At 46.6% G+C, this 18566-nt stretch carries 19 protein-coding genes; 7 read left to right on the plus strand and 12 right to left on the minus strand.

Annotation, left to right across the window (positions count from 1 at the left end; translation table 11 throughout):
* Positions 1–60: 60 nt before the first annotated feature.
* The 3 genes from gpM to BN1044_RS16200 form a co-directional block, all read right to left on the minus strand.
* Positions 61–840 carry a phage terminase small subunit gene (gene gpM, locus BN1044_RS16190; RefSeq protein WP_072309561.1) on the minus strand — a complete coding sequence of 260 codons (780 nt, stop codon included), beginning with the start codon at positions 838–840 and terminating at the stop codon, positions 61–63.
* A 2-nt stretch (positions 841–842) separates the two neighbouring features.
* Positions 843–1949, minus strand: coding sequence for a phage major capsid protein, P2 family (locus BN1044_RS16195; RefSeq protein WP_072309562.1), 1107 nt, complete (start codon positions 1947–1949; stop codon positions 843–845).
* Between the two features lie 64 nt (positions 1950–2013).
* The gene (locus BN1044_RS16200; protein WP_072309563.1) at positions 2014–2859 is read right to left on the minus strand and encodes a GPO family capsid scaffolding protein; all 846 of its coding nucleotides are present in this window, start codon (positions 2857–2859) and stop codon (positions 2014–2016) included.
* Between the two features lie 167 nt (positions 2860–3026).
* Between BN1044_RS16200 and BN1044_RS16205 the strand changes: the two genes are divergently transcribed.
* The 3 genes from BN1044_RS16205 (at position 3027) to BN1044_RS16215 (ending at position 8054) form a co-directional block, all read left to right on the plus strand.
* Positions 3027–4799, plus strand: a complete 1773-nt coding sequence (locus BN1044_RS16205) for a terminase ATPase subunit family protein (protein WP_072309564.1) — start codon at positions 3027–3029, stop codon at positions 4797–4799.
* Entirely contained in the window at positions 4799–5821 is a 1023-nt protein-coding gene (locus tag BN1044_RS16210; RefSeq protein ID WP_072309565.1) for a phage portal protein, read from the plus strand. Before BN1044_RS16205 ends, BN1044_RS16210 begins: the two co-directional genes overlap by 1 nt.
* Before the next feature lie 514 nt (positions 5822–6335).
* Positions 6336–8054 (plus strand): DUF262 domain-containing protein, encoded by a 1719-nt coding sequence (locus BN1044_RS16215; protein WP_072309566.1) that lies wholly within the window; start codon positions 6336–6338, stop codon positions 8052–8054.
* A 209-nt stretch (positions 8055–8263) separates the two neighbouring features.
* Here the strand turns inward: BN1044_RS16215 and BN1044_RS16220 are convergent, their stop codons facing one another.
* Positions 8264–10555: a replication endonuclease gene (locus BN1044_RS16220; RefSeq protein ID WP_072309567.1), complete on the minus strand. Its 2292-nt coding sequence runs from the start codon at positions 10553–10555 to the stop codon at positions 8264–8266.
* 39 nt (positions 10556–10594) lie between these two features.
* Between BN1044_RS16220 and BN1044_RS16225 the strand changes: the two genes are divergently transcribed.
* Entirely contained in the window at positions 10595–10858 is a 264-nt protein-coding gene (locus BN1044_RS16225; RefSeq protein ID WP_025802593.1) for a hypothetical protein, read from the plus strand.
* A gap of 203 nt (positions 10859–11061) precedes the next feature.
* Here the strand turns inward: BN1044_RS16225 and BN1044_RS16235 are convergent, their stop codons facing one another.
* From BN1044_RS16235 to BN1044_RS16255, 5 genes are all read right to left on the minus strand, one after another.
* Positions 11062–11340 (minus strand): DUF5405 family protein, encoded by a 279-nt coding sequence (locus BN1044_RS16235; RefSeq protein WP_247650371.1) that lies wholly within the window; start codon positions 11338–11340, stop codon positions 11062–11064.
* 11 nt (positions 11341–11351) lie between these two features.
* Positions 11352–11642, minus strand: a complete 291-nt coding sequence (locus tag BN1044_RS16240) for a DUF5405 family protein (protein ID WP_072309568.1) — start codon at positions 11640–11642, stop codon at positions 11352–11354.
* A complete protein-coding gene (locus BN1044_RS16245) occupies positions 11642–11884 on the minus strand; it encodes a DUF2732 family protein (RefSeq protein ID WP_230793562.1) in 243 nt (80 codons plus the stop codon). The genes BN1044_RS16240 and BN1044_RS16245 overlap by 1 nt, the downstream gene beginning before the upstream one ends.
* 70 nt (positions 11885–11954) lie before the next feature.
* Entirely contained in the window at positions 11955–12455 is a 501-nt protein-coding gene (locus tag BN1044_RS16250; RefSeq protein WP_025796747.1) for a hypothetical protein, read from the minus strand.
* 181 nt (positions 12456–12636) lie between these two features.
* Positions 12637–12912 carry a Cox family DNA-binding protein gene (locus BN1044_RS16255; protein ID WP_046449253.1) on the minus strand — a complete coding sequence of 92 codons (276 nt, stop codon included), beginning with the start codon at positions 12910–12912 and terminating at the stop codon, positions 12637–12639.
* A 120-nt stretch (positions 12913–13032) separates the two neighbouring features.
* Between BN1044_RS16255 and BN1044_RS16260 the strand changes: the two genes are divergently transcribed.
* Both BN1044_RS16260 and BN1044_RS16265 read left to right on the plus strand, forming a co-directional pair.
* Positions 13033–13335 (plus strand): helix-turn-helix domain-containing protein, encoded by a 303-nt coding sequence (locus BN1044_RS16260; protein WP_046449252.1) that lies wholly within the window; start codon positions 13033–13035, stop codon positions 13333–13335.
* A 99-nt stretch (positions 13336–13434) separates the two neighbouring features.
* A complete protein-coding gene (locus BN1044_RS16265; protein ID WP_046449251.1) occupies positions 13435–14418 on the plus strand; it encodes a phage integrase in 984 nt (327 codons plus the stop codon).
* 139 nt (positions 14419–14557) lie between these two features.
* On the opposite strand, the gene BN1044_RS16270 is transcribed toward BN1044_RS16265, so the two are convergent.
* Complete coding sequence (locus BN1044_RS16270) at positions 14558–15754, minus strand: MFS transporter (protein WP_072309569.1); 1197 nt, start codon at positions 15752–15754, stop codon at positions 14558–14560.
* A gap of 266 nt (positions 15755–16020) precedes the next feature.
* Positions 16021–16359: an osmotically-inducible lipoprotein OsmE gene (gene osmE / locus BN1044_RS16275; RefSeq protein WP_072309570.1), complete on the minus strand. Its 339-nt coding sequence runs from the start codon at positions 16357–16359 to the stop codon at positions 16021–16023.
* 252 nt (positions 16360–16611) lie between these two features.
* Here osmE and BN1044_RS16280 point away from each other — a divergent pair, with 252 nt between their 5' ends.
* Entirely contained in the window at positions 16612–17007 is a 396-nt protein-coding gene (locus tag BN1044_RS16280; RefSeq protein ID WP_072309571.1) for a YidB family protein, read from the plus strand.
* A gap of 268 nt (positions 17008–17275) precedes the next feature.
* On the opposite strand, the gene BN1044_RS16290 is transcribed toward BN1044_RS16280, so the two are convergent.
* On the minus strand, positions 17276–17620 hold the full coding sequence (locus BN1044_RS16290) for an RNA helicase (protein WP_072309573.1): 345 nt from the start codon (positions 17618–17620) through the stop codon (positions 17276–17278).
* Between the last annotated feature and the right edge of the window lie 946 nt (positions 17621–18566).

Consider the following 18566-nt stretch of genomic DNA (forward strand, 5'->3'; position numbering starts at 1 on the left):
AGAAGTCAATCAGAGCAAGTCTGTTTTCTCTGCGTGCCGCCCGGCGCGGGGCGCGTTCTGTTAGCGGCGAGCGGTGGCGCTCGTCGGTTTGCGCGTGCGAGTGGCTGATTTAGCCGGTGTTTTCGCACGCTTGGCTGTTTTGGGTTTGGCACGTTCTTTCGGTTTTGGCGCGGGAGCCGGTTCGGGCTCACTGGCGGCCTTAATGGCTCGCTCCAGTCGCTCGATATCCTTTTTCACACCGGCCAATCGGTCGAGCTGCATGGCGCGTTTTAGGTGCTCTAGCGCTTGGAGCGCCGCGCCCTCATCACGCAGTACCAGCCCGGTGATTTTATGCAGTTTGGCGCGCACCTTATCCGGCATATCGGCGCTTTCGGTCAGCGCCATGGTGTCGAGTAATAACGACACGGCCACAGGCTCACCGGCGGTATGTAAACGGTCGGCGGCGATAGCCACATCCTCAGCCAAAAAATAACCGGTGGGTCGGTTGAGATGTGACGGCATAGCGAGGCCATATTTTAGGGCGTAGCGGGCAATTTCCAGCGCTCCGGCAATATCATTGGCGTCGAGTTTCCACACCATGACGATCATTAAAACCGCATCTTGAGCACCTCGGCCTTCGGCCAAAACGCCCGCGACCCATGGCGCGTACTCCGGCAACATGCCGCGCTTAATCTCGGCTTTACGCTCCACGGAGTGCACGCCTTTTAACGTGCGCATATCACCGGCTAAACGCATGAGCACCAGCTCGTACCCGCTGGCGTGGCGCAACGCGCTATTTTCGCGCTGCGCCGCCTCTTGTGCCGATACCCGCATCATGTGACGTTGTGCAGGGCTCGCCATGATTATTCCTCAGCGTTATCGGCGGTCGGTTTATCATCAACTGGCGCGGATGCCTGTTCCGGCGCTGCTGGCGCTTTAAAGGTGCCAACCTTGATATTTTCAATCAGGCACGCGCAGCCGTAATCCTCTACTACGAAATCGACTTTCAGCGACTCATAGTTTTCGATACGGTCACGCTTGGCGTTCTCCTCGATATGGCGGCGGTGCGCGCTGTCCATAATGTAAATAGACAGGTTATCGAGGCGCGTCACCATCATGGCATCGGCGGGGAAATACGGCACACGTACCGCCGGTAAGTTACCGATGCGTTTCTGGCTGACAATCACGTCGGCGGCCATGGCTTCGGTGTTCGGCTGCTCTTGGTTTACCAGCGGGAAATACTTGTCCGCTAACAGCTGACGACCACAGATAACCACAAGGTCAGGGTCTTCTTGGTGCCATGGGTCGATCATGCTGTTGGTCGCATCCATCACCACGGCGTCAAGGTTGGCATAATCGCCGTTTTTACCTACGCGAATGACGTCAGACACGGTGCCATCTTCGGCGGTGACGCTGTCCATAACGCGCTGCGCGGCTTCATTGCGTAACTTCTGCAACCAGCCGACGGTCAAGTCCTGCAACATCGGATTTTTACTGCGGTCAGACTTAGGTGCGCGAGCGATGCCGTTAAAACCGGCCATGATGTAATCCAGCGCCTGACGCTTGGCGATCGCATCACGTAAACGGATCTGGAAGTCCTGATAACGCGCCCACAGGTCGAGGGTGTTGTAGCGGATGTGAAAGTCAAAATTGACCTGCTCACATTTGTATTTACGCGACGTTAGCGCGGCAAAATCGGCGGTTTCACGCTCTCCGCCGTTGTCAGTGTCGGCGGTGCTGGCGATAGAGCCGGTGACGCCGAGGCCGATTTTCTCGCCCTCTTGCTCATCCACCGGCACCATGTTGATGCGGGTCAGAAAATCCGAGGTCTCTTGCACGGTGGTGATAAGGGTCTGCGTAACCGACGGCTCAACGCTGAATTTTTTATCTATATCGGCAACATCGACATTATTCAGCTTGGCGACTTGGGTCAGGAACGCATTAAATTTAAAGCGGGTATTCGGGCGCATAGTTTCTCTCAATCAAATAAGGGGCAGACGGCGCAGCAAGCCGCACCGGTTCACACTCAAACGGTTAACAGTTGGTGAGGTGGATTTCTTCGCCGTTGCCGCCATTGGCCGCGGGGCGACGTGACTGACTAAAGTGTTCAGTCTTGCCGAGCTGACCCTTCAGCGCGGATAACGCTTGTACGCTGTTGTCTGCGGTTTCCTGCGCGGTTTTAAGGTCATTGGCAAGCTCGGTTAAACGCTGCTCGATGCCGTCCTGATAGCTTTGCACCTGCTCAGAAACGACCGAGACTGCCTCATGCACATCGTTAAAACGCGCGTCATCGTTGACTTGCTTGCGGCTAAAAATTCGGGTGACTTTGTCGGTCAGCGTGGTGAGAAGCTTTTCGGGGACGTCCTGAAATTCCAGCGTGACCAGTGTCGCGACAGAAAACAGATCGTCAGGTTGTTCTTTTTTACCGGCGAACGGATTCACTTTGGCTTTGGCGCTGAATTCCAGCATCTCAGTCCCGAGACTGGCGGGGTCATCGGTGACCGCAAGGCCGACCAGATAGGCTTTGCCCGTATTGGCAAAGTTCGGGCGAATTTCCATGGAGGTGTAAATCTTTTGCCCGGCTTTGACCATGGAGACCAAATCCTCGAGCGGTGCCATCTTGGCATAGAGTGCCAGTTTGCCGTTCAGGATGGAGTCATCATCAATGGTTTCAGCCTTAAGCTCGACCACGTCACCAAGGCGCTTAAAATCCCCAGTTGGCAGCACGCCTTTGATGTGTTCGAGATTGATACGACAGCCACGCACGCGGGAGTCAAAGCTGTCGGCCATTTGCTGAATGTCAGCCGCCTCGATATTGCGGCCATCGCAGGTGTCACCCTCGACGCCGATGCGAAACCAGTTAGATACTTTCTTTGCCATTGTTCAGGTGTCCTGAGTGATGTTTAGGTTCGGGGCTAGTTTCCCTACCCTGCTCCGACACCGCCATCAATCCCCGTCTGACAATCGCCTACACAACAGCCCTGTAAGGCACGCCCTGTCTGCCTTGCGTAGCCTTGCCCTCGTTATCTATGCGAGAGGCAATATCGATGATTACCACGGACACATCACTCCTTCATGACCCGAGGCGACAGGCGGCCTTGCTCTACTGGCAAGGTTTTTCACCACGTCAGATCGCCGAAACGCTTAGTCAGAAAATCCCGACCGTCAACAGTTGGAAACGCCGCGATAAGTGGGACGATATCCACCCGATTTCCCGCGTGGAAACCAGCATCGAATCCCGCTTAATTCAACTGATTGCCAAACCTAAAAAGGACGGCGGTGACTACAAAGAGATTGACCTGTTAGGTCGCCAGATTGAGCGCCTTGCACGGGTGAATCGCTATAGCCAAACCGGCAATGAGGCCGACTTAAATCCGAACGTTCGCAACCGCAATAAGGGCGAACGCAAAGCACCGAAAAAGAACTATTTCAGCGAGGAGGCTATCGAGAAACTCAAGTCGATTTTTTTCGAGCAGTCTTTCGGCTACCAGCTCGGCTGGCATGAGGCCGGGCTTAAATACCGTATTCGCGACATTCTCAAATCACGCCAGATTGGCGCTACGTTTTACTTTTCGCGTGAGTCGCTATTGCGTGCACTCGATACCGGCCACAACCAGATTTTTCTCTCGGCCAGTAAGACTCAGGCTTATGTATTCCGTGAATACATCATCCAGTTTGCGCGCATGGTGGATGTGGAACTCACCGGCGATCCGATTGTGCTCGGCAATAACGGCGCAAAGCTGATTTTTCTTGGCACCAACTCCAACACAGCGCAGAGCCATAACGGCGACCTATTGGTCGATGAGATTTTCTGGATCCCCAATTTCCAGAAACTGCGAAAAGTGGCGTCAGGTATGGCCTCGCAAAAACACCTGCGTACCACCTATTTCTCGACGCCGTCCACGCTGGCACATGGCGCGTATCCGTTCTGGTCAGGGGAGTTATTCAACAAAGGGCGCAGCAGCGCCGACGACCGTGTCGATATTGATATCAGCCACGGCGCACTGGCTAAAGGCGCGCTGTGCGCCGACGGACAATGGCGGCAGATTGTCACCATCGAGGACGCCCTCGCCGGTGGCTGCGACCTTTTCGATCTCGATACGTTAAAACGGGAAAACAGCGCCGAGGATTTCCGCAACCTGTTTATGTGTGAGTTTGTCGATGATAAGGCGTCCGTGTTCCCGTTCGAGGAGCTGCAAGCCTGTATGGTCGACTCGAGGCTGGAGTGGGAAGACTTTATCCAGATTGACCAACACCCTCGACCGTTTGGCTATCGTCCGGTGTGGATTGGTTATGACCCGTCGAGCACCGGCGACAGCGCGGGCTGCGTGGTGATGGCACCTCCCGCCGTTCCGGGCGGTAAGTTCCGCATTCTGGAGCGCTACCAGTGGAAAGGCATGGACTTCGCCACACAGGCCGAATCCATCAAGGCACTGACTGAAAAATACGTCGTGGAATATATCGGCATTGACGCCACCGGCATCGGGCAAGGCGTTTACCAGCTGGTGCGCAACTTCTTCCCTGCGGTGCGAGAAATTCGCTATAGCGCCGAGGTGAAAACCAACATGGTGCTAAAAGCAAAAGACCTCATCACCACCGGGCGATTGGAGTACGACATCGCCTACACCGATATCACGCTCTCGTTTATGGCCATACGTAAAACCATGACGGCCAGCGGACGCGGGATGACCTACGTCGCCAGCCGTAGCGAGGAAGTCAGCCACGCCGATATCGCATGGGCGGCCATGCACGCCATGATTAACGAACCGCTCACCGCCGGTAACGGTAACGTCACCCCTTCAATTTTGGAATTTAACTAATGAGCAAACGTAAAGGCCAACGCGCCAAAAAAATGACCGCGCAGTCTGACGCCTCAGTACAGGCGTTTACCTTCGGTGAGCCCTCGGCGGTGTTAGACCGTCGCGACATTCTCGACTACGCCGAATGCATCAATAACGGCAAATGGATCGAGCCGCCGGTCAGCTTTGCGGGTCTGGCGAAAAGCCTCCGCGCCGCCGTTCACCACAGCTCGCCGATTTACGTGAAGCGCAACATTCTTGCCAGCACCTTTATCCCCCACCCATTACTGAGCCAGCAGGAATTTAGCCGCTACGTGCTCGACTATCTGGTCTTTGGGAATGCCTTTTTAGAGAAGCGTTTTAATCAGCTTGGGGAGGTCATGCGACTGGAGTGCTCTCCGGCAAAATATACCCGCCGAGGCGTTGAGGAGGATGTTTATTGGTTCGTGCAGTCATTCAAAGAGCCGCACCGTTTCGCGCCGCGTTCGGTGTTCCATTTGATTGAGCCAGATATTAATCAGGAGCTGTACGGCTTACCGGAATATATGAGCTCGCTCAACTCAGCATGGCTGAATGAATCCGCGACCCTGTTCCGCCGCAAGTATTACCAGAACGGCGCACATGCCGGATACATCATGTACGTGACCGACGCCGCGCAGAGTAACACCGACGTTGAGGCACTGCGTGAGGCGATGCGCAGCTCGAAAGGGCTGGGTAATTTTAAAAACCTGTTTTTCTACGCGCCGAACGGTAAACCCGATGGGATCAAGATTGTGCCGCTTAGCGAGGTAGCGACCAAGGATGATTTCTTTAACATCAAGAACGCGACCCGCGATGACTTGCTCAGCGCTCACCGCGTGCCACCCCAGATGATGGGCGTCGTGCCCAATAACACCGGCGGCTTTGGTGACGTCGTCAAAGCGGCTCAGGTTTTTGTGCGCAACGAGCTAACGCCCTTACAGGAGCGCATCAAAGAGGTGAATGACTTTCTCGGTCAGGAAGTGGTTCGCTTTAAGCCTTACGAGCTACCGAAAAACAAGTAACGAACAGACAACCACAACAGCCGCCGCCGCGCGGCTTTTTTGTATCCCTCACCAGCGCCCACAGGAGCGCCAGCACCGCGAGGACGCAGAAAGACGCATCAACATCCAAACAGATACCCCGAACAGCACCACGACGCCCTCAGACAATCAGAGATAACGACATTAACACCCTCAGCGCGCAATGCTATCCCCGCCACGCCTGCCCGCTTCATGAGTCGCTTTTAATGCACTTGCATTAGCCCGCCCGAGCCGCGCCAGCGCTGGCGCTAAGGGACAAAAATAATATTTAACGTTGCATGCACCCTAATGCACACACATGCATCGCAACGTACAGAAGTTGATTAATTATTAAATAGCACGCTAATACTAACAAATTTGTTGTAATCATCCTGAATTATATCATGGCCATATCACTATTGATGTTACCCAACTCTCTATAGTAAATTGACTCAAATTTTTTGTAATTTATTTGAATAATAGCTATAGGGTTTCAAATAGGCTCCAAGGAGAATAAATGAAGATTGAAGCTAATGATAAAGAAATTCAGGACATCTTTTCCTCTGGATACTTTCAGATCCCACGTTTTCAGCGGCCTTACTCTTGGGAGAAGGAAGAAGTAGAGAATTTTTGGGAGGATGTTTCTAAAAATAATGATGAAAATTATTTCATTGGTTCAATGGTAGTATATCAAGCTAACAAGCCTTATTTTGGTATTGTAGATGGACAACAACGATTAACTACAATAACTATAATTCTATCGGTAATAAGAGATGCTTTTATCAAACTAGAGCAAGACAACTTAGCAAAAGGCATACATAAATATATCGAAAAAGCAAATGTCGACAATGAAGAAGAGTTTATTTTAAACTCGGAAACATCATTTCCATTCTTACAAGGTGTAATTCAATCTTATAAAAAAAATGACATATCAAAGGATATCGGCGTTGAAGAAAGAAACTTAAAAAATGCTTATGAGCTAATTGAAGGGAAACTATTAAAATTAATACCAGAAATAAGCAACCTTCACAAAGATCAATTGGAATTATTTAACGATGATGAAAGTAACCCCATTCAAAAGTTGAAAAATATAAGAGATAAAGTTTTATCATTGAAGTTAGTATTTATTCAACTTGACAATGAAGATGATGCTTATTTGATTTTTGAAACATTAAATGCTAGAGGACGAGATCTGAAAACATCAGATCTCGTTAAAAACCTCTTTCTGAAGAAGTTAAGATCAAACAATGCTCGCTTTGACTCAGCCAAAGAATCATGGAATAGATTAGTTTCAAATTTTGATTGTGAGTCAGGTGATATGGTGCTTGATAACTATCTACTTCACTATTGGCTATCTGCACATAATTACACTACAGAAAAGAAGTTATTTTCAGAAATGAAAACTTATTTAGGTATAGATAATGACAAAGCTTTAAACCTATTGAGTACAATCACTAAAGTCTCTGACTATTATAAAATGACCATTTCACCAGAACAGCATAATTGGGATAAGCAAGAAGTAAAGATAAAAGATATATTTGAGTGTCTTAATTTATTCAAAGTTAAGCAACAATCTTCGATGACGCTTGCGCTTACAAGAGCATGGAAACAGGGTGATATAAGCTTGAAGATGCTAAAATCATCATTAGAAAAAATAGAGTACTTCCACTTTGTTTTTAATGCAATAACATCTCAACGCTCTTCAGGTTCAATTGCAACAACCTATTCTGAACATGCAATACAGCTTACAAACGCAGTAAACCACGATCAAAGACAATCTGTTCTTAATTCACTCTTCAAAGCGCTTTCATCAAAACTTCCAAGTTATGACGAATATTTTGTGAATTTTTCAGAACTAAATTACCTTTCCACCAAAACAAGAAATAAAAACATAATTAAATATATATTATCTAAGCAACTAGGAAATGCAATATCTTGCTTAAATATAGATCACAAACTATTAACAATTGAGCATTACATTCCGGAATCAGAGGTTAAAGCAGGAGTATCTGAAGACACTGTGGGTTGTGTCGGGAATTTACTTCTCGTTGACGAAAAAACAAATAACAACATTCTAAAAAACTCATCCATTGATAAGAAATATCAATTACTTAATGACAGCAATTATCCACTTACCCAAACATTCATTTATAGCTCTGCATGGGGTGAGGGTGAGATAAGTAAAAGAACCGAGTCAATTGCCAAGCAGTTATATAATGCCGTAAAACTTAGCTAGCTATGTAGGGCGTAATTATCGCACTCAAGAATAGATTTCAATTACTTAGAGTGCGATTTTACTTATCAATAGATATCGTGCTTTGTTAATTTTTAAAAACAACAATTTAACCTCAACATTGAAAATGTATTCAAAAAATCAGCCTTTGTTCAATCGAATTTATTTTAGCTAGTGCTTTTCAGGTCTATGTGATTTTATAACCTTATGCCTTATATACTCGAGATGTCACCAAATCCCTGCCATTCATCGAGCTGCGGATATGAAACTATTTTGTCGTCAAAGCTTATGGTAGCCCCCTGCACCAACGCCTCAAGTTCCCAGCGCTGCGCTACAATTCCTCCTTTTACTAAATCGCGGCTAATTTGCCACATTCTATCCCGTTCACTGCGGGTAAACCGTGCAGATGGCGCTAAATCTCGCGGTTTATATGGATCTGTACTACATTGAAGCCGACTAACTCTTGGCGACTGTGCCTTTGCAGTGTCCCTCATCACCTTGGCGACGTCAGGCTCATCCCAACTCACATCCCCGCTTTCTATTAGTTTCATCACCGCTGCGGCGTACTCAGACGGTGTAACCGGTGGTTTTATATCAACACTATGGTGCCCTTCCCCACAGTTATTGACAGGACTCCGAGGCGCGCCAGAGGCGCTTTTTAAAGTCAAAGGATCAAGGTCAACGTCAACGGCCTTGCTAACGATGCGCCATTGAGTCTCGCGAGTTTTGTGGATGTGGCTTTCACCAAGATGCGGCGCAAAGATGCCGACAACCTTCGGGACTTCTTCGTCGTATTCGTTGAGCTCGTCGGCTATCTCGCGAGCGACACGAACGGTCTGTAAATCTCTTGCTACATTTGCACCGCCCTGCGCCTCGATATAGGCCGCAAAGTCACCACCGTCGGCAGCTGCTCGAACAGCCTCGACGCTTTCATCAAAACTATCGGCGATACTGATACCGCGTAGGCTTTGGCGGCGACACTCACGGTATGCGCCCATTGTAGGAATACCAATCGGGTGAAATTGTGGAATACGCCAGATAGACGCCCATGCTGTAACGGCGGCGGCGGTCTGAGATAAGGGCTTGCCGGTGTCATGGTCTATTTCGCCGTCAAGCGCATAACCATCGATATTTTTAGAAACGTATTTAGCGATGTAGGCTACCGCGCCGCCTTTGTTCAGGTGCTTACACTCAAAGCGCTGCTTACGAGCTCCGCGTTCGTCACCGTCTTCTTTTAACGCGTAACGTTGCATAATCTCAACAATAGCCGCGCGTTGTTTGCGGTCGCAAAACAGCACCATATGCCAGTGAGGTGTCCCGTCGTGGTGAGGCTCAACCACACGAATCCCATAGACGTTTAGATCGCGGTCTTTGAATGCGGTGCGCATCTTGCTCCAGATTCTGACTAGATAACGCTGGCCATCTTTCGGGGAAAAGGCTTCTCCATCCCACTTGTGGTTAAGTTGGCATTGTTTGTCACGCTTGTTTTTTACCGTGCGGGTCGGGTGATATTTCGAGGGCGTGGTGATAGTGACAAACATACCGATGTGATTTTTTTCAGCGGCATATTTTCCGATACCGTAAATAGTGCTCATCAGCTCCATGCGGCGAATCTCAGGGTTAGAGATACTCGCCATGACTTTATCTATCAGGTCGATTCGTTCGCCGGTTTCGACGTTCTCAAGGTCGCACCCTTTGAGGTATTCCATATTAGCCGCACGACGGGCGCGAACATCACTGATCGCTTGCTTACTGGCATAAGATGAGCGTTTGAAATTGACTTCACCGGCGGCGATAAGCAGTGCCTCACGCCACTGGGTGCGCTGCGCTTTGAGCTTACGTATCCACCATTCATCATTGATGAGGCGCAAGATGCTGCGGAATGCGCCATGCATATCTAGCTTTTTCTTGCGAAAACGGTGCCAGTGCATCGGTGTAATATTAAAAGCGCGTGCTACGCCAGCTACATGAGCATAGAGATCGACTTGAGCCTCATCGGTAAAAAGCGCCTCTTGATCATGACATTCGAGAAATGCGTCGCTCAGTTCCTCATAAGCAGAATACAACTGAGCCGCTATGCGACCGGCTAGCCGCTTTAACTCTTTATCGTGCATATCAGGCAAGCCGCGATAAATCTCTAGCTCACTCAAAAATCGCAGTGAGGCTTTGACGTCCATATCGAATTTAGTGTTAACAAACTCGAGTCTCGGGTGGATACGCGGCAAATAAATTTTGTATAGAAAGCGGTGCGCGGCCAGTATCCCTTGTGTGTTTAACAGGTAGTTATGGCGCTCAATGAAAATCTTGCTGAGGAAATACGGCAGTGAGTCAATTTTGCGTAAGGCGTCTTGCCCCTGAAGGTATTCTTCACGGGTAAGAGGTCTCTCTTTACCAATAGCCTCGCGTGGTGCATTCCAGCTATACGCGCCCACAAAAGGCGCACGAGGTTCAGAGTTAAAAGCTGGCGGTGGCGTTGGGGCGATACGGCCTCTATAAGAATTCATGGTAATATTTCATTCCATTTATCATTCTGGGTAAAAAATATGGACACGGAAGAATTTTACGAATTACAACAAAAATTCAGTGAGCTGGAACTTGAGCTCAAAGTTCACAAAGCTCTAATACTCGGCTTAATGAGCGAGCTTGGTGTTTCATCGCTGCAAGAATTTGGTACATTTAGGCGCGTCACTCAGGGGGAGTTAAGTAAATGTCCTCCCCAAAGTGACGAGCAACATGCATTCCGTACAATGCTTAACCAGCTTTTAAATAAAGCATTGGTCGAAGCATCATCAGACATGAAGCTCTGATTGGATAATTTCTGCGGCCTCATTATGTAGGTCGCTTATATCTATTTTGACAATCTCAATATCTTTAGCACGGTAATACTTTCCACTATGAAGCCTAATGTGAAACACTCCACTATCTGTAATGGATGGATAGAATTGAGCGATATTTCTCTCTAGCACAATGATCTTTCCGAGGTGGTTAGAGAATATAAAACCTTTACTGATCATTTTTTGCCACCACCTACAGTGAATGCTTCCTGACAAAGCTTTCCGATACTGCCAATCTCAGCCCCTAGCCCTGCTATGCTAGCCACGGTCGAGTTGCGAACATGGCGATTAACCAGCTCGGTGACAAGCTGGTTTAGGCTTGGAAAATAGCCGATAGGGTCAAGCCACTCCTCACCTGCTTTAGAGCCTTTTTGCGCTATCTTTTTTTGATTGAGAATGAATTGCAGAGAGTCAGAGGTAATAACAAACTCCTTGCCAATAGAAATATGAATCATGATTAACCTCATTAATTATCGAGCTGAAATAGCGCTTGTTGGCTTAGTTCATTAAAGTGATGGCTTTCGCGCATAAGCTCGGAAGGTGTTGTAATTGTTTTCAAATAAACACCACGCTTAACGCACAGGTTTGTAATATCTGCAATTAAAGTTAATTTATTTGAATACACAGCGCGGACAGGGTAATTATTTACCTTAGTCTCTTTATCCATTCTAATATCGGCAAGGATAAATGAACTATCGTCACACTTAGCAATAGCAAACCAATTATTAATAAATACCCAATTAAATGTTTTAGCCATTAGTAAAAACCTCGATGGCTTAAACCTTCGTTATGCAGCTTGATAGACTCCTGCGTCATAAGCTCGACAAGCTCGGCTTTCGATAGCCCCTCTTTCTGAACATGAACCAGAATCTCATCGAGTCGAACGGAGAACATTACAGCGGCGGCAGCCTTTCCCTCATTACGAGCATTATTTAATAGAAGTTCTTGAACTTCCGCTTCGGCTTTTCGGTGCATCTCTTGGCCGACTGTTTTATACATATGCATAATTAACCTCAGATAATAGAAGCCCGACGTAATAAAACGCCTATTAAATAATTACGTTATTTAATTAGTGGAGATATTGCTCGGGTCTTACCGCTGTTAATACTGTTGGGGCATATCTAAATAAGCTAAATAATTCACGTAAGGCACGGAATAACTTTTCACGCCATAAGCATGTTTCATTATCCATATACCAATATGGTTGGCTAAACTCGATATCAGTAAGGCCAGCATGACGGAAAAGCGTTCTGCGCTGACTGACTGTTAGGCGACGGATAAAGCCAGATTTGCTAATACCATGTTTACGATATTCAGCAAATGCGCGGCTTAGTTCTGCAATGACACAGACCACGCGCTCGCGATCGGCGTCATTCATCTCCTCTAGCTTAACCACTGCATAATGCTGTTTTAAAAACGCATGAAAACAGATTGTCGCCCGTTCGCGCTCAGTCATACGGTTGTAAAAGCCACAAGTTTCGCTCCAGCGTGGAGCCGCTAGATGTTTGCTGATTATATCGCGCAAGCCAGCTGGCAATTCTTTTACTGAATCAAGAGTTACAACGGTCATGGTGCCCCCATGGAATAAAGCGGTTGATGCTTTTGGTCTTGCCTAAACTTCTACCCCGGATAATGATCCCCTTGCGGCCTTTGCCGTGGGTAATGTGTGTATCCAGTGAGCGAGCTGTCTGATGGTTCCAGAGCAATGGAGCTATTGAGATTGGTTGCTTCATGATCCCCTCCTTTGGAAGTTATTTTGATGGCTCACCAAGCCCTAACCATTGCAACCACCCTTCTCTAATCTCTTTAGGGCGGCTTTCATAGGCCAATTTCAAGCCAGCATTCCAAGCGGGGATGTAAACCCACTTCTCGGCGCGTCCTGTGGATGACTGCGGATCCTTCATTTCAACGTATGGCAGTTTGCCTTTGTCGATCATTTTTGTGACCGCTGAGGGGGTTTTCCCAATGATTTTCGCAAACTCAGGGCACGGCAAAGCGTCCGAAAGACTTACTACCTGTTTGCTCATCTGATAATCTCTTTGTCGGTTCCGATAAATGGACTGTAGGCGACTATAGGCATCTATAAACGTCTGTTCTTTTGTTGGGTTTTGCTAATACGATAAACAATTTAGTGGATACGCACTTTTATGTCAACAAACACACAAGGTGAAAAACTTAAGTTGATGCGTGAGTCAGAAAGACTTAATCGCAAAGAGATGAGCGAACTCGTTGATATTCCTTATGGAAGTCTCACTGGGTATGAGTTGGAGCGTATGAAAATGACTCTTGAAGTCGGGATGAAAATTTTTAATCACCCTAAATTTAAAAAATACATGATGTGGTTTATGACTGGTGATATCGCACCTGAATCCGGACAAATTGCTCCGGCACTCGCACACTATGGGCAAGACGAAACAACCTCGCAGCACTCAGACCAAAAGATTGGCTAACTATTTACGGTGCGTATCTGTGTAGTAGATGCCCTGTAACAACCTGTTATGCATATACATATAAAGAGTTAGTTATAAGACCTATTGGAGGGATTTCTTATGTCAATTAAGAAACTCGAAGATGGTCGCTATGAAGTGGACATTAGACCGAATGGGCGCAACGGAAAGCGTATCCGTCGGAAGTTTGACAAAAGACATGAGGCATTAGCCTTTGAGCGTTATACGAATGCCAATCACCACACTAAAGAGTGGTTATCAAAGCCAGCAGATAAACGCCCACTGTCTGACTTGATTGATATTTGGTGGCGATACCATGGCAAGCACCGTGACCATGGTACATCTGCGCTAATGAAATTAGAGAGAATCGCAAGAATGATGGGTAATCCCGCAACATTTCAGATAGATAGAGCGCGCATAACAGCCTATAGGTCTGAGCGGTTAGCTGAGGGAGTAAAAGCATCTACCATCAATCGGGAAATGACGGCGATTAGCGGCATGTTCACCGATCTTATCGAGTCAGACCTCTATGCTGGCGAACACCCAGTTAGAGGGGCTGGAAAGCTCAAAGAGGAAAACACAGAAATGAGTTACCTCAATAGTGATGAGATTGCCACCTTGCTTTCGATATTAACTGGTGACAACCGTAAAATTGCCATTCTTTGTCTTAGCACTGGCGCTAGATGGGGGGAGGCAACGAAGTTGAAACGAGAACATGTCGTGCATAATGTGGTGACGTTCGTACAGACCAAAAATGGGAAGCGACGTAGCGTTCCTATTTCCTCAGAGGTTGCGGCAGAAATTTTGCAACAAAAAAGCGGCTTATTATTCCCAAAGGCTTCTTATTGCGGCTTTCGAAGCGCAGTAAATAACGCCAAGCCAGACTTACCAAATGGACAGTCAACCCACGCATTGAGGCATACATTTGCCACACATTTTATGATGAATGGTGGAAATATAATTACTCTGCAAAAGATTTTGGGTCACTCTAAAATCGAACAAACTATGAACTATGCTCACTTTGCCCCCGACTTTTTACAGGATGCAATTTCATATAATCCATTACAGGGGAAAGCAGATGTTTAATGTCCACATCGCGTCCACACTCAAGGTGTGTATAGGGGTGTTTAGTCGACTATAGAGCAATGTAACCTGTTGTTTCTATTATCTACCCTACTATTTCCGGCCTAGTTCAAGGCCTCATTCGAGGCCTTGATTTTTTCACCTAAGACTCAATGGTCTGCGACGCAGCTGGTCGTAGGAAGAGCAGGATAACGATAATACCCAACGCCGAGCATGCTGCTCCAACGGCAAATACCGATGAATAGCCTAACGTAGTTGCCAAAATGCCCGTTAGTGGCCCTGCGATAGCGTAGGAAACATCCTGAAATGCAGCATATCCTCCCATCGCCGTACCACGCACATGAGCTGGCACTCTTTTTACGACTTCAACACCTAACGCGGGGAACATTAACGAACACCCAGCTCCCGTTAAGGCAGCCCCGATGAGGGCCACAACGGAGGTGCTTGCTACATAAATCAGGATTAGCCCTACGGTTTCAACCACCAACGATGCAATAGCAACTTTCATTCCCCCCATCCGATCTGGCAACTGGCCAAACAGTACTCGCATTAACACGAAAGAAAGTCCGAAGCTGGTGAGTGCCAATCCCGCATGCGACCAACCGTGGGAACTAAATAATAGCGAAATAAACGTGCCAATAACGGCAAAGCCAACACCTTGAAGTGCCAGAGCCACACCGGGTTGCCAAATTTTACCCAGCATCCGCCACATTGGAATGCGTTGACCAGCATGAGGAGCAACCGGCTTAACCTTGAAATTAATCAAAATAGCCACAAGCGGTAATATCAGAGTAGAAACGCCTAATGCGGCAAATCCCCAATATTGATTCAGTAACAAGCCAAGTGGCGCACCTGCCGCAAGGGCACCGTAAATAGCCATGCCCGTCCATGACATCACTTTACCTGAGCGTGATGGTCCTAACAGACCTAAACCCCAGGTTAAATTTCCAGTCAGCAGCTGGCTTTCGCCAAAACCTAATACCAAACGCCCGGCCAAAAGAATGATAAATTTGGTCATAGCGTCAGCCGGCAGCAGCGCCGCCAACAGATAAGCAACGCCTGCGAGCGAGCAGGCCAGCATACCCTGAAGCGTCGATCGTTTTGCTCCCTGCTGATCGGCTAACCGTCCCGCATAGCCTCGAGTGAGCACCGTTGCAAGAAACTGCATTCCCACAGCAATACCAACCATGGTATTACTCATGCCTAATTGGTTGTGCACATATAAGGGAATAACAGGTAAAGGTAATCCGACCGTGAGATAAGTAAGAAAAACGGCTGACGTCAAAGGCAACAACGCATGATTTGCTTTGGGGGTACTAATAAAATGAGATTGAGACATACAGTGCTAACTCCAAAAGCAAGGAGAAAGCCAAAAAGAAACGCCTTCTCCCCTGCATAAATAGCAAACAGGATTAAATGCGTTGGATGACGTGAACGCTTACGCACAGATATTAGCTACCGGTGTTGGGTTGGAGCTTAGTGATAATTAAAATTCATGTCAATAAAACCGTGACGCGGCGCACAAAAAATGGCCAGCCAATAGGACAAATAAAAGCGGCCCTAAAAGGCCGCCAGAAAACGCGAATTTATTAACATCATCCAGATTTATTTTTGAGGATTAGTGTCATATTCAGAGCAAGACTGGTAGCCCTTATTGAGGACCTTACCGGTATCATCGAAGCTAACAAAATAGTTTTGTGGCTTTTTATCTGTTCCACTTATCAGGTAAGTACTACAGGTTCCACGAGCATTAACCATAGTAATGCTGGTTGCTGGTTGTCCGGCAATATCAACAACCTGTTGTTTGGTCATGCCAACTTTAACGTCTTTAACCACGGGTTCGGTGACATAACTTGCCGCACGATCGTAAGTACTACAGGCAGATAATGCAAAAGCTGTCGTCAGTGCGGCAATCCCCATAACAACTGATTTCGTATATTTCATTTTCTCTTTCCTTGTAGCTATTGTGTTCTATAAGCCTAGGAGAAGAATGACCATTATTCAAATCCATCACCTTTTTTTGCTCAAATTAACCAGTTTTTTAAGATTGATCTGAAAGTTATTTCATCGGTTAAATATCATCCGAATCATCGATTCTTAGCCATACTTTAGCCATTGGCTTCAAGGCCATGCACGGTATACTGTGCCAACGAAGTATTAAGTTTCCTTATTATTTACCGAATTTGGAGTCACATCATGGGATTATTAGATAGCCTAGGCGGCGTTTTAGGCGGCCAAGGTGACAATGCCAATCACGTTAAAGCCATCTTAGCTTGGGTAGAACAGCAAGGGGGTATAGGCGCGTTGGTTGAAAAATTTCACAGCCAAGGACTGGGAAGTATTGTTGAGTCATGGATTAGCAGCGGCAGTAACCAACCTATTTCCGGCCAACAAGTCGAGAATGTGTTTAGTATTGAGTCCATCGCCGCGCTTGCAAGCTCTCTTGGCATTAACACCGATAGCGCATCGCAGCTTCTGGCCACCTATTTACCTAAACTGATTGATGGCCTTTCACCTAACGGTGAAATTCCGCAAGGAAACTCATTGGTCAGCGCAGGATTAGATATGTTGAAAGGTAAATTCTTTAGCTAAAGAATAACATTACCTTGCCGCTTATGCGGCAAGGTAATCGAGAAGAAAATAATGCTTCACGACTACATCGTTATTATATGGTTCAGCCTATTCTATTTTTATCCAGTGACTTTGGTAATAGCAGGTCTTGTAGCTTTCATATTATGGCCAAAAAGAAAGTTAACGACAATTAAAGTGCTGATATTAACTCTCATTATATTTATTCTTTTGGTTATCTATAACGTGGCTGAACGCTATATTCTGGGGTGACACCACTTATCAATGAACGTCAAACGCAGGCTTTAGCGGCTTCTAGTAAGGCTTGCTGGCTGTTGCCACGCGATGTTAGAAAGATTTCTACATCGGCCTGATTATCGCTTATCGTTTGGATTTTTGCCGATGCCATTTCCCCTTGCCCATCTAAATAGCTAGCAATAGTATGCGTGTTATTATTGTTATAATAACGTGTAGCAGGGTTAATATCAGACCATTTTTTATTTAGACACTGAGAATAGATACCGGCAGAACGGCTTATTTTTAAATCCATGACCTGATGTTTATTCGCTGTAATTGATTCAGGGCTACTACATCCAGCCAACGCGAATAATATCGCGGCAGTTAATATGGTTCTCATTGGTTAATTCCCCTCTGTTTGCAGAGATCATACACTGCATGAATAACTCGCGTGTTGCCGTTAGTGTTATCGATATGACGCACTATCCCGGCTTTGATAAAACGCCTCAAGGAGAAAAGTCTTAAAGGAAGGGCTTGAGTGTTTCCATGCAAAAGCAAAACCATGGAAACACTCAGCAAAGGAGCTCTTAGTGATAGTTAATCACTAAATGTCCCAGATTGGGGTGACCATCGATGGGTTTCAAATGAACATCAGCCACATTAGTGGGCAAACTAACCTTATCACCGCTTTTTAACACACTGTGCGCTCGTTCCAGATAATCACCATCTCTGTAGCATGATGAATGGAAGCCCTTACCGCTTGGTGTAATGTCGCAAGTTGATTCAACAATCGAACCTACGAAACGAATTGTGCCCTTGTTCGTGGCGTGTGCTGGCGCATGCAGGGCAAGCAACAATGCTATCCCGCTTACCCATGCTCTATTCCTAAGCATATGTAACCTCCATTTATTATTCACCTTAAGAATACAAATTAAAGAGAAAGATAAACTTGATTTACATCAGCTGAATATTCCACAGGGCACTATTTTAATAGTTTGAAATGTCAATTTCCGTAAAATAGTTGCAATAAAATAAAAATATTTTTTATAAATTATACGTAAGCGTTTAATTATCTAAATAAAACAAACAAATAGCAGCATTTAGATCATCAATCGCAACATCGAGCAGCCGCACGTAGCGGAGTGCTGAGATTAAAAATTAGCCCACCGATGACAGTTATTAGGAAAGTGAGTTCTCACTTATCAAACATTCATAATATGAATATGTTAGGATCATGGCTGAAAGAAAGGATGTAGAAGTCATGATTAAGCAATTTTATTTTTGGATGATAGTTGGTTGTGGGTTGTTCTTGTTCATGTCCGGCTTTGTAATGAGATCAACTTTCG

The sequence above is a fragment of the Hafnia alvei genome, from assembly GCF_900095695.1.
Taxonomy (GTDB): Bacteria; Pseudomonadota; Gammaproteobacteria; order Enterobacterales; family Enterobacteriaceae; genus Hafnia; species Hafnia alvei_B.

Bases quoted from the DNA above. Each gene is read 5' to 3' on its own strand.
- gpM (WP_072309561.1), bottom strand. From the start codon at position 840: ATGGCGAGCCCTGCACAACGTCACATGATGCGGGTATCGGCACAAGAG.
- BN1044_RS16195 (WP_072309562.1), bottom strand. From the start codon at position 1,949: ATGCGCCCGAATACCCGCTTTAAATTTAATGCGTTCCTGACCCAAGTC.
- BN1044_RS16200 (WP_072309563.1), bottom strand. From the start codon at position 2,859: ATGGCAAAGAAAGTATCTAACTGGTTTCGCATCGGCGTCGAGGGTGAC.
- BN1044_RS16205 (WP_072309564.1), top strand. From the start codon at position 3,027: ATGATTACCACGGACACATCACTCCTTCATGACCCGAGGCGACAGGCG.
- BN1044_RS16210 (WP_072309565.1), top strand. From the start codon at position 4,799: ATGAGCAAACGTAAAGGCCAACGCGCCAAAAAAATGACCGCGCAGTCT.
- BN1044_RS16215 (WP_072309566.1), top strand. From the start codon at position 6,336: ATGAAGATTGAAGCTAATGATAAAGAAATTCAGGACATCTTTTCCTCT.
- BN1044_RS16220 (WP_072309567.1), bottom strand. From the start codon at position 10,555: ATGAATTCTTATAGAGGCCGTATCGCCCCAACGCCACCGCCAGCTTTT.
- BN1044_RS16225 (WP_025802593.1), top strand. From the start codon at position 10,595: ATGGACACGGAAGAATTTTACGAATTACAACAAAAATTCAGTGAGCTG.
- BN1044_RS16235 (WP_247650371.1), bottom strand. From the start codon at position 11,340: ATGATTCATATTTCTATTGGCAAGGAGTTTGTTATTACCTCTGACTCT.
- BN1044_RS16240 (WP_072309568.1), bottom strand. From the start codon at position 11,642: ATGGCTAAAACATTTAATTGGGTATTTATTAATAATTGGTTTGCTATT.
- BN1044_RS16245 (WP_230793562.1), bottom strand. From the start codon at position 11,884: ATGTATAAAACAGTCGGCCAAGAGATGCACCGAAAAGCCGAAGCGGAA.
- BN1044_RS16250 (WP_025796747.1), bottom strand. From the start codon at position 12,455: ATGACCGTTGTAACTCTTGATTCAGTAAAAGAATTGCCAGCTGGCTTG.
- BN1044_RS16255 (WP_046449253.1), bottom strand. From the start codon at position 12,912: ATGAGCAAACAGGTAGTAAGTCTTTCGGACGCTTTGCCGTGCCCTGAG.
- BN1044_RS16260 (WP_046449252.1), top strand. From the start codon at position 13,033: ATGTCAACAAACACACAAGGTGAAAAACTTAAGTTGATGCGTGAGTCA.
- BN1044_RS16265 (WP_046449251.1), top strand. From the start codon at position 13,435: ATGTCAATTAAGAAACTCGAAGATGGTCGCTATGAAGTGGACATTAGA.
- BN1044_RS16270 (WP_072309569.1), bottom strand. From the start codon at position 15,754: ATGTCTCAATCTCATTTTATTAGTACCCCCAAAGCAAATCATGCGTTG.
- osmE (WP_072309570.1), bottom strand. From the start codon at position 16,359: ATGAAATATACGAAATCAGTTGTTATGGGGATTGCCGCACTGACGACA.
- BN1044_RS16280 (WP_072309571.1), top strand. From the start codon at position 16,612: ATGGGATTATTAGATAGCCTAGGCGGCGTTTTAGGCGGCCAAGGTGAC.
- BN1044_RS16290 (WP_072309573.1), bottom strand. From the start codon at position 17,620: ATGAGAACCATATTAACTGCCGCGATATTATTCGCGTTGGCTGGATGT.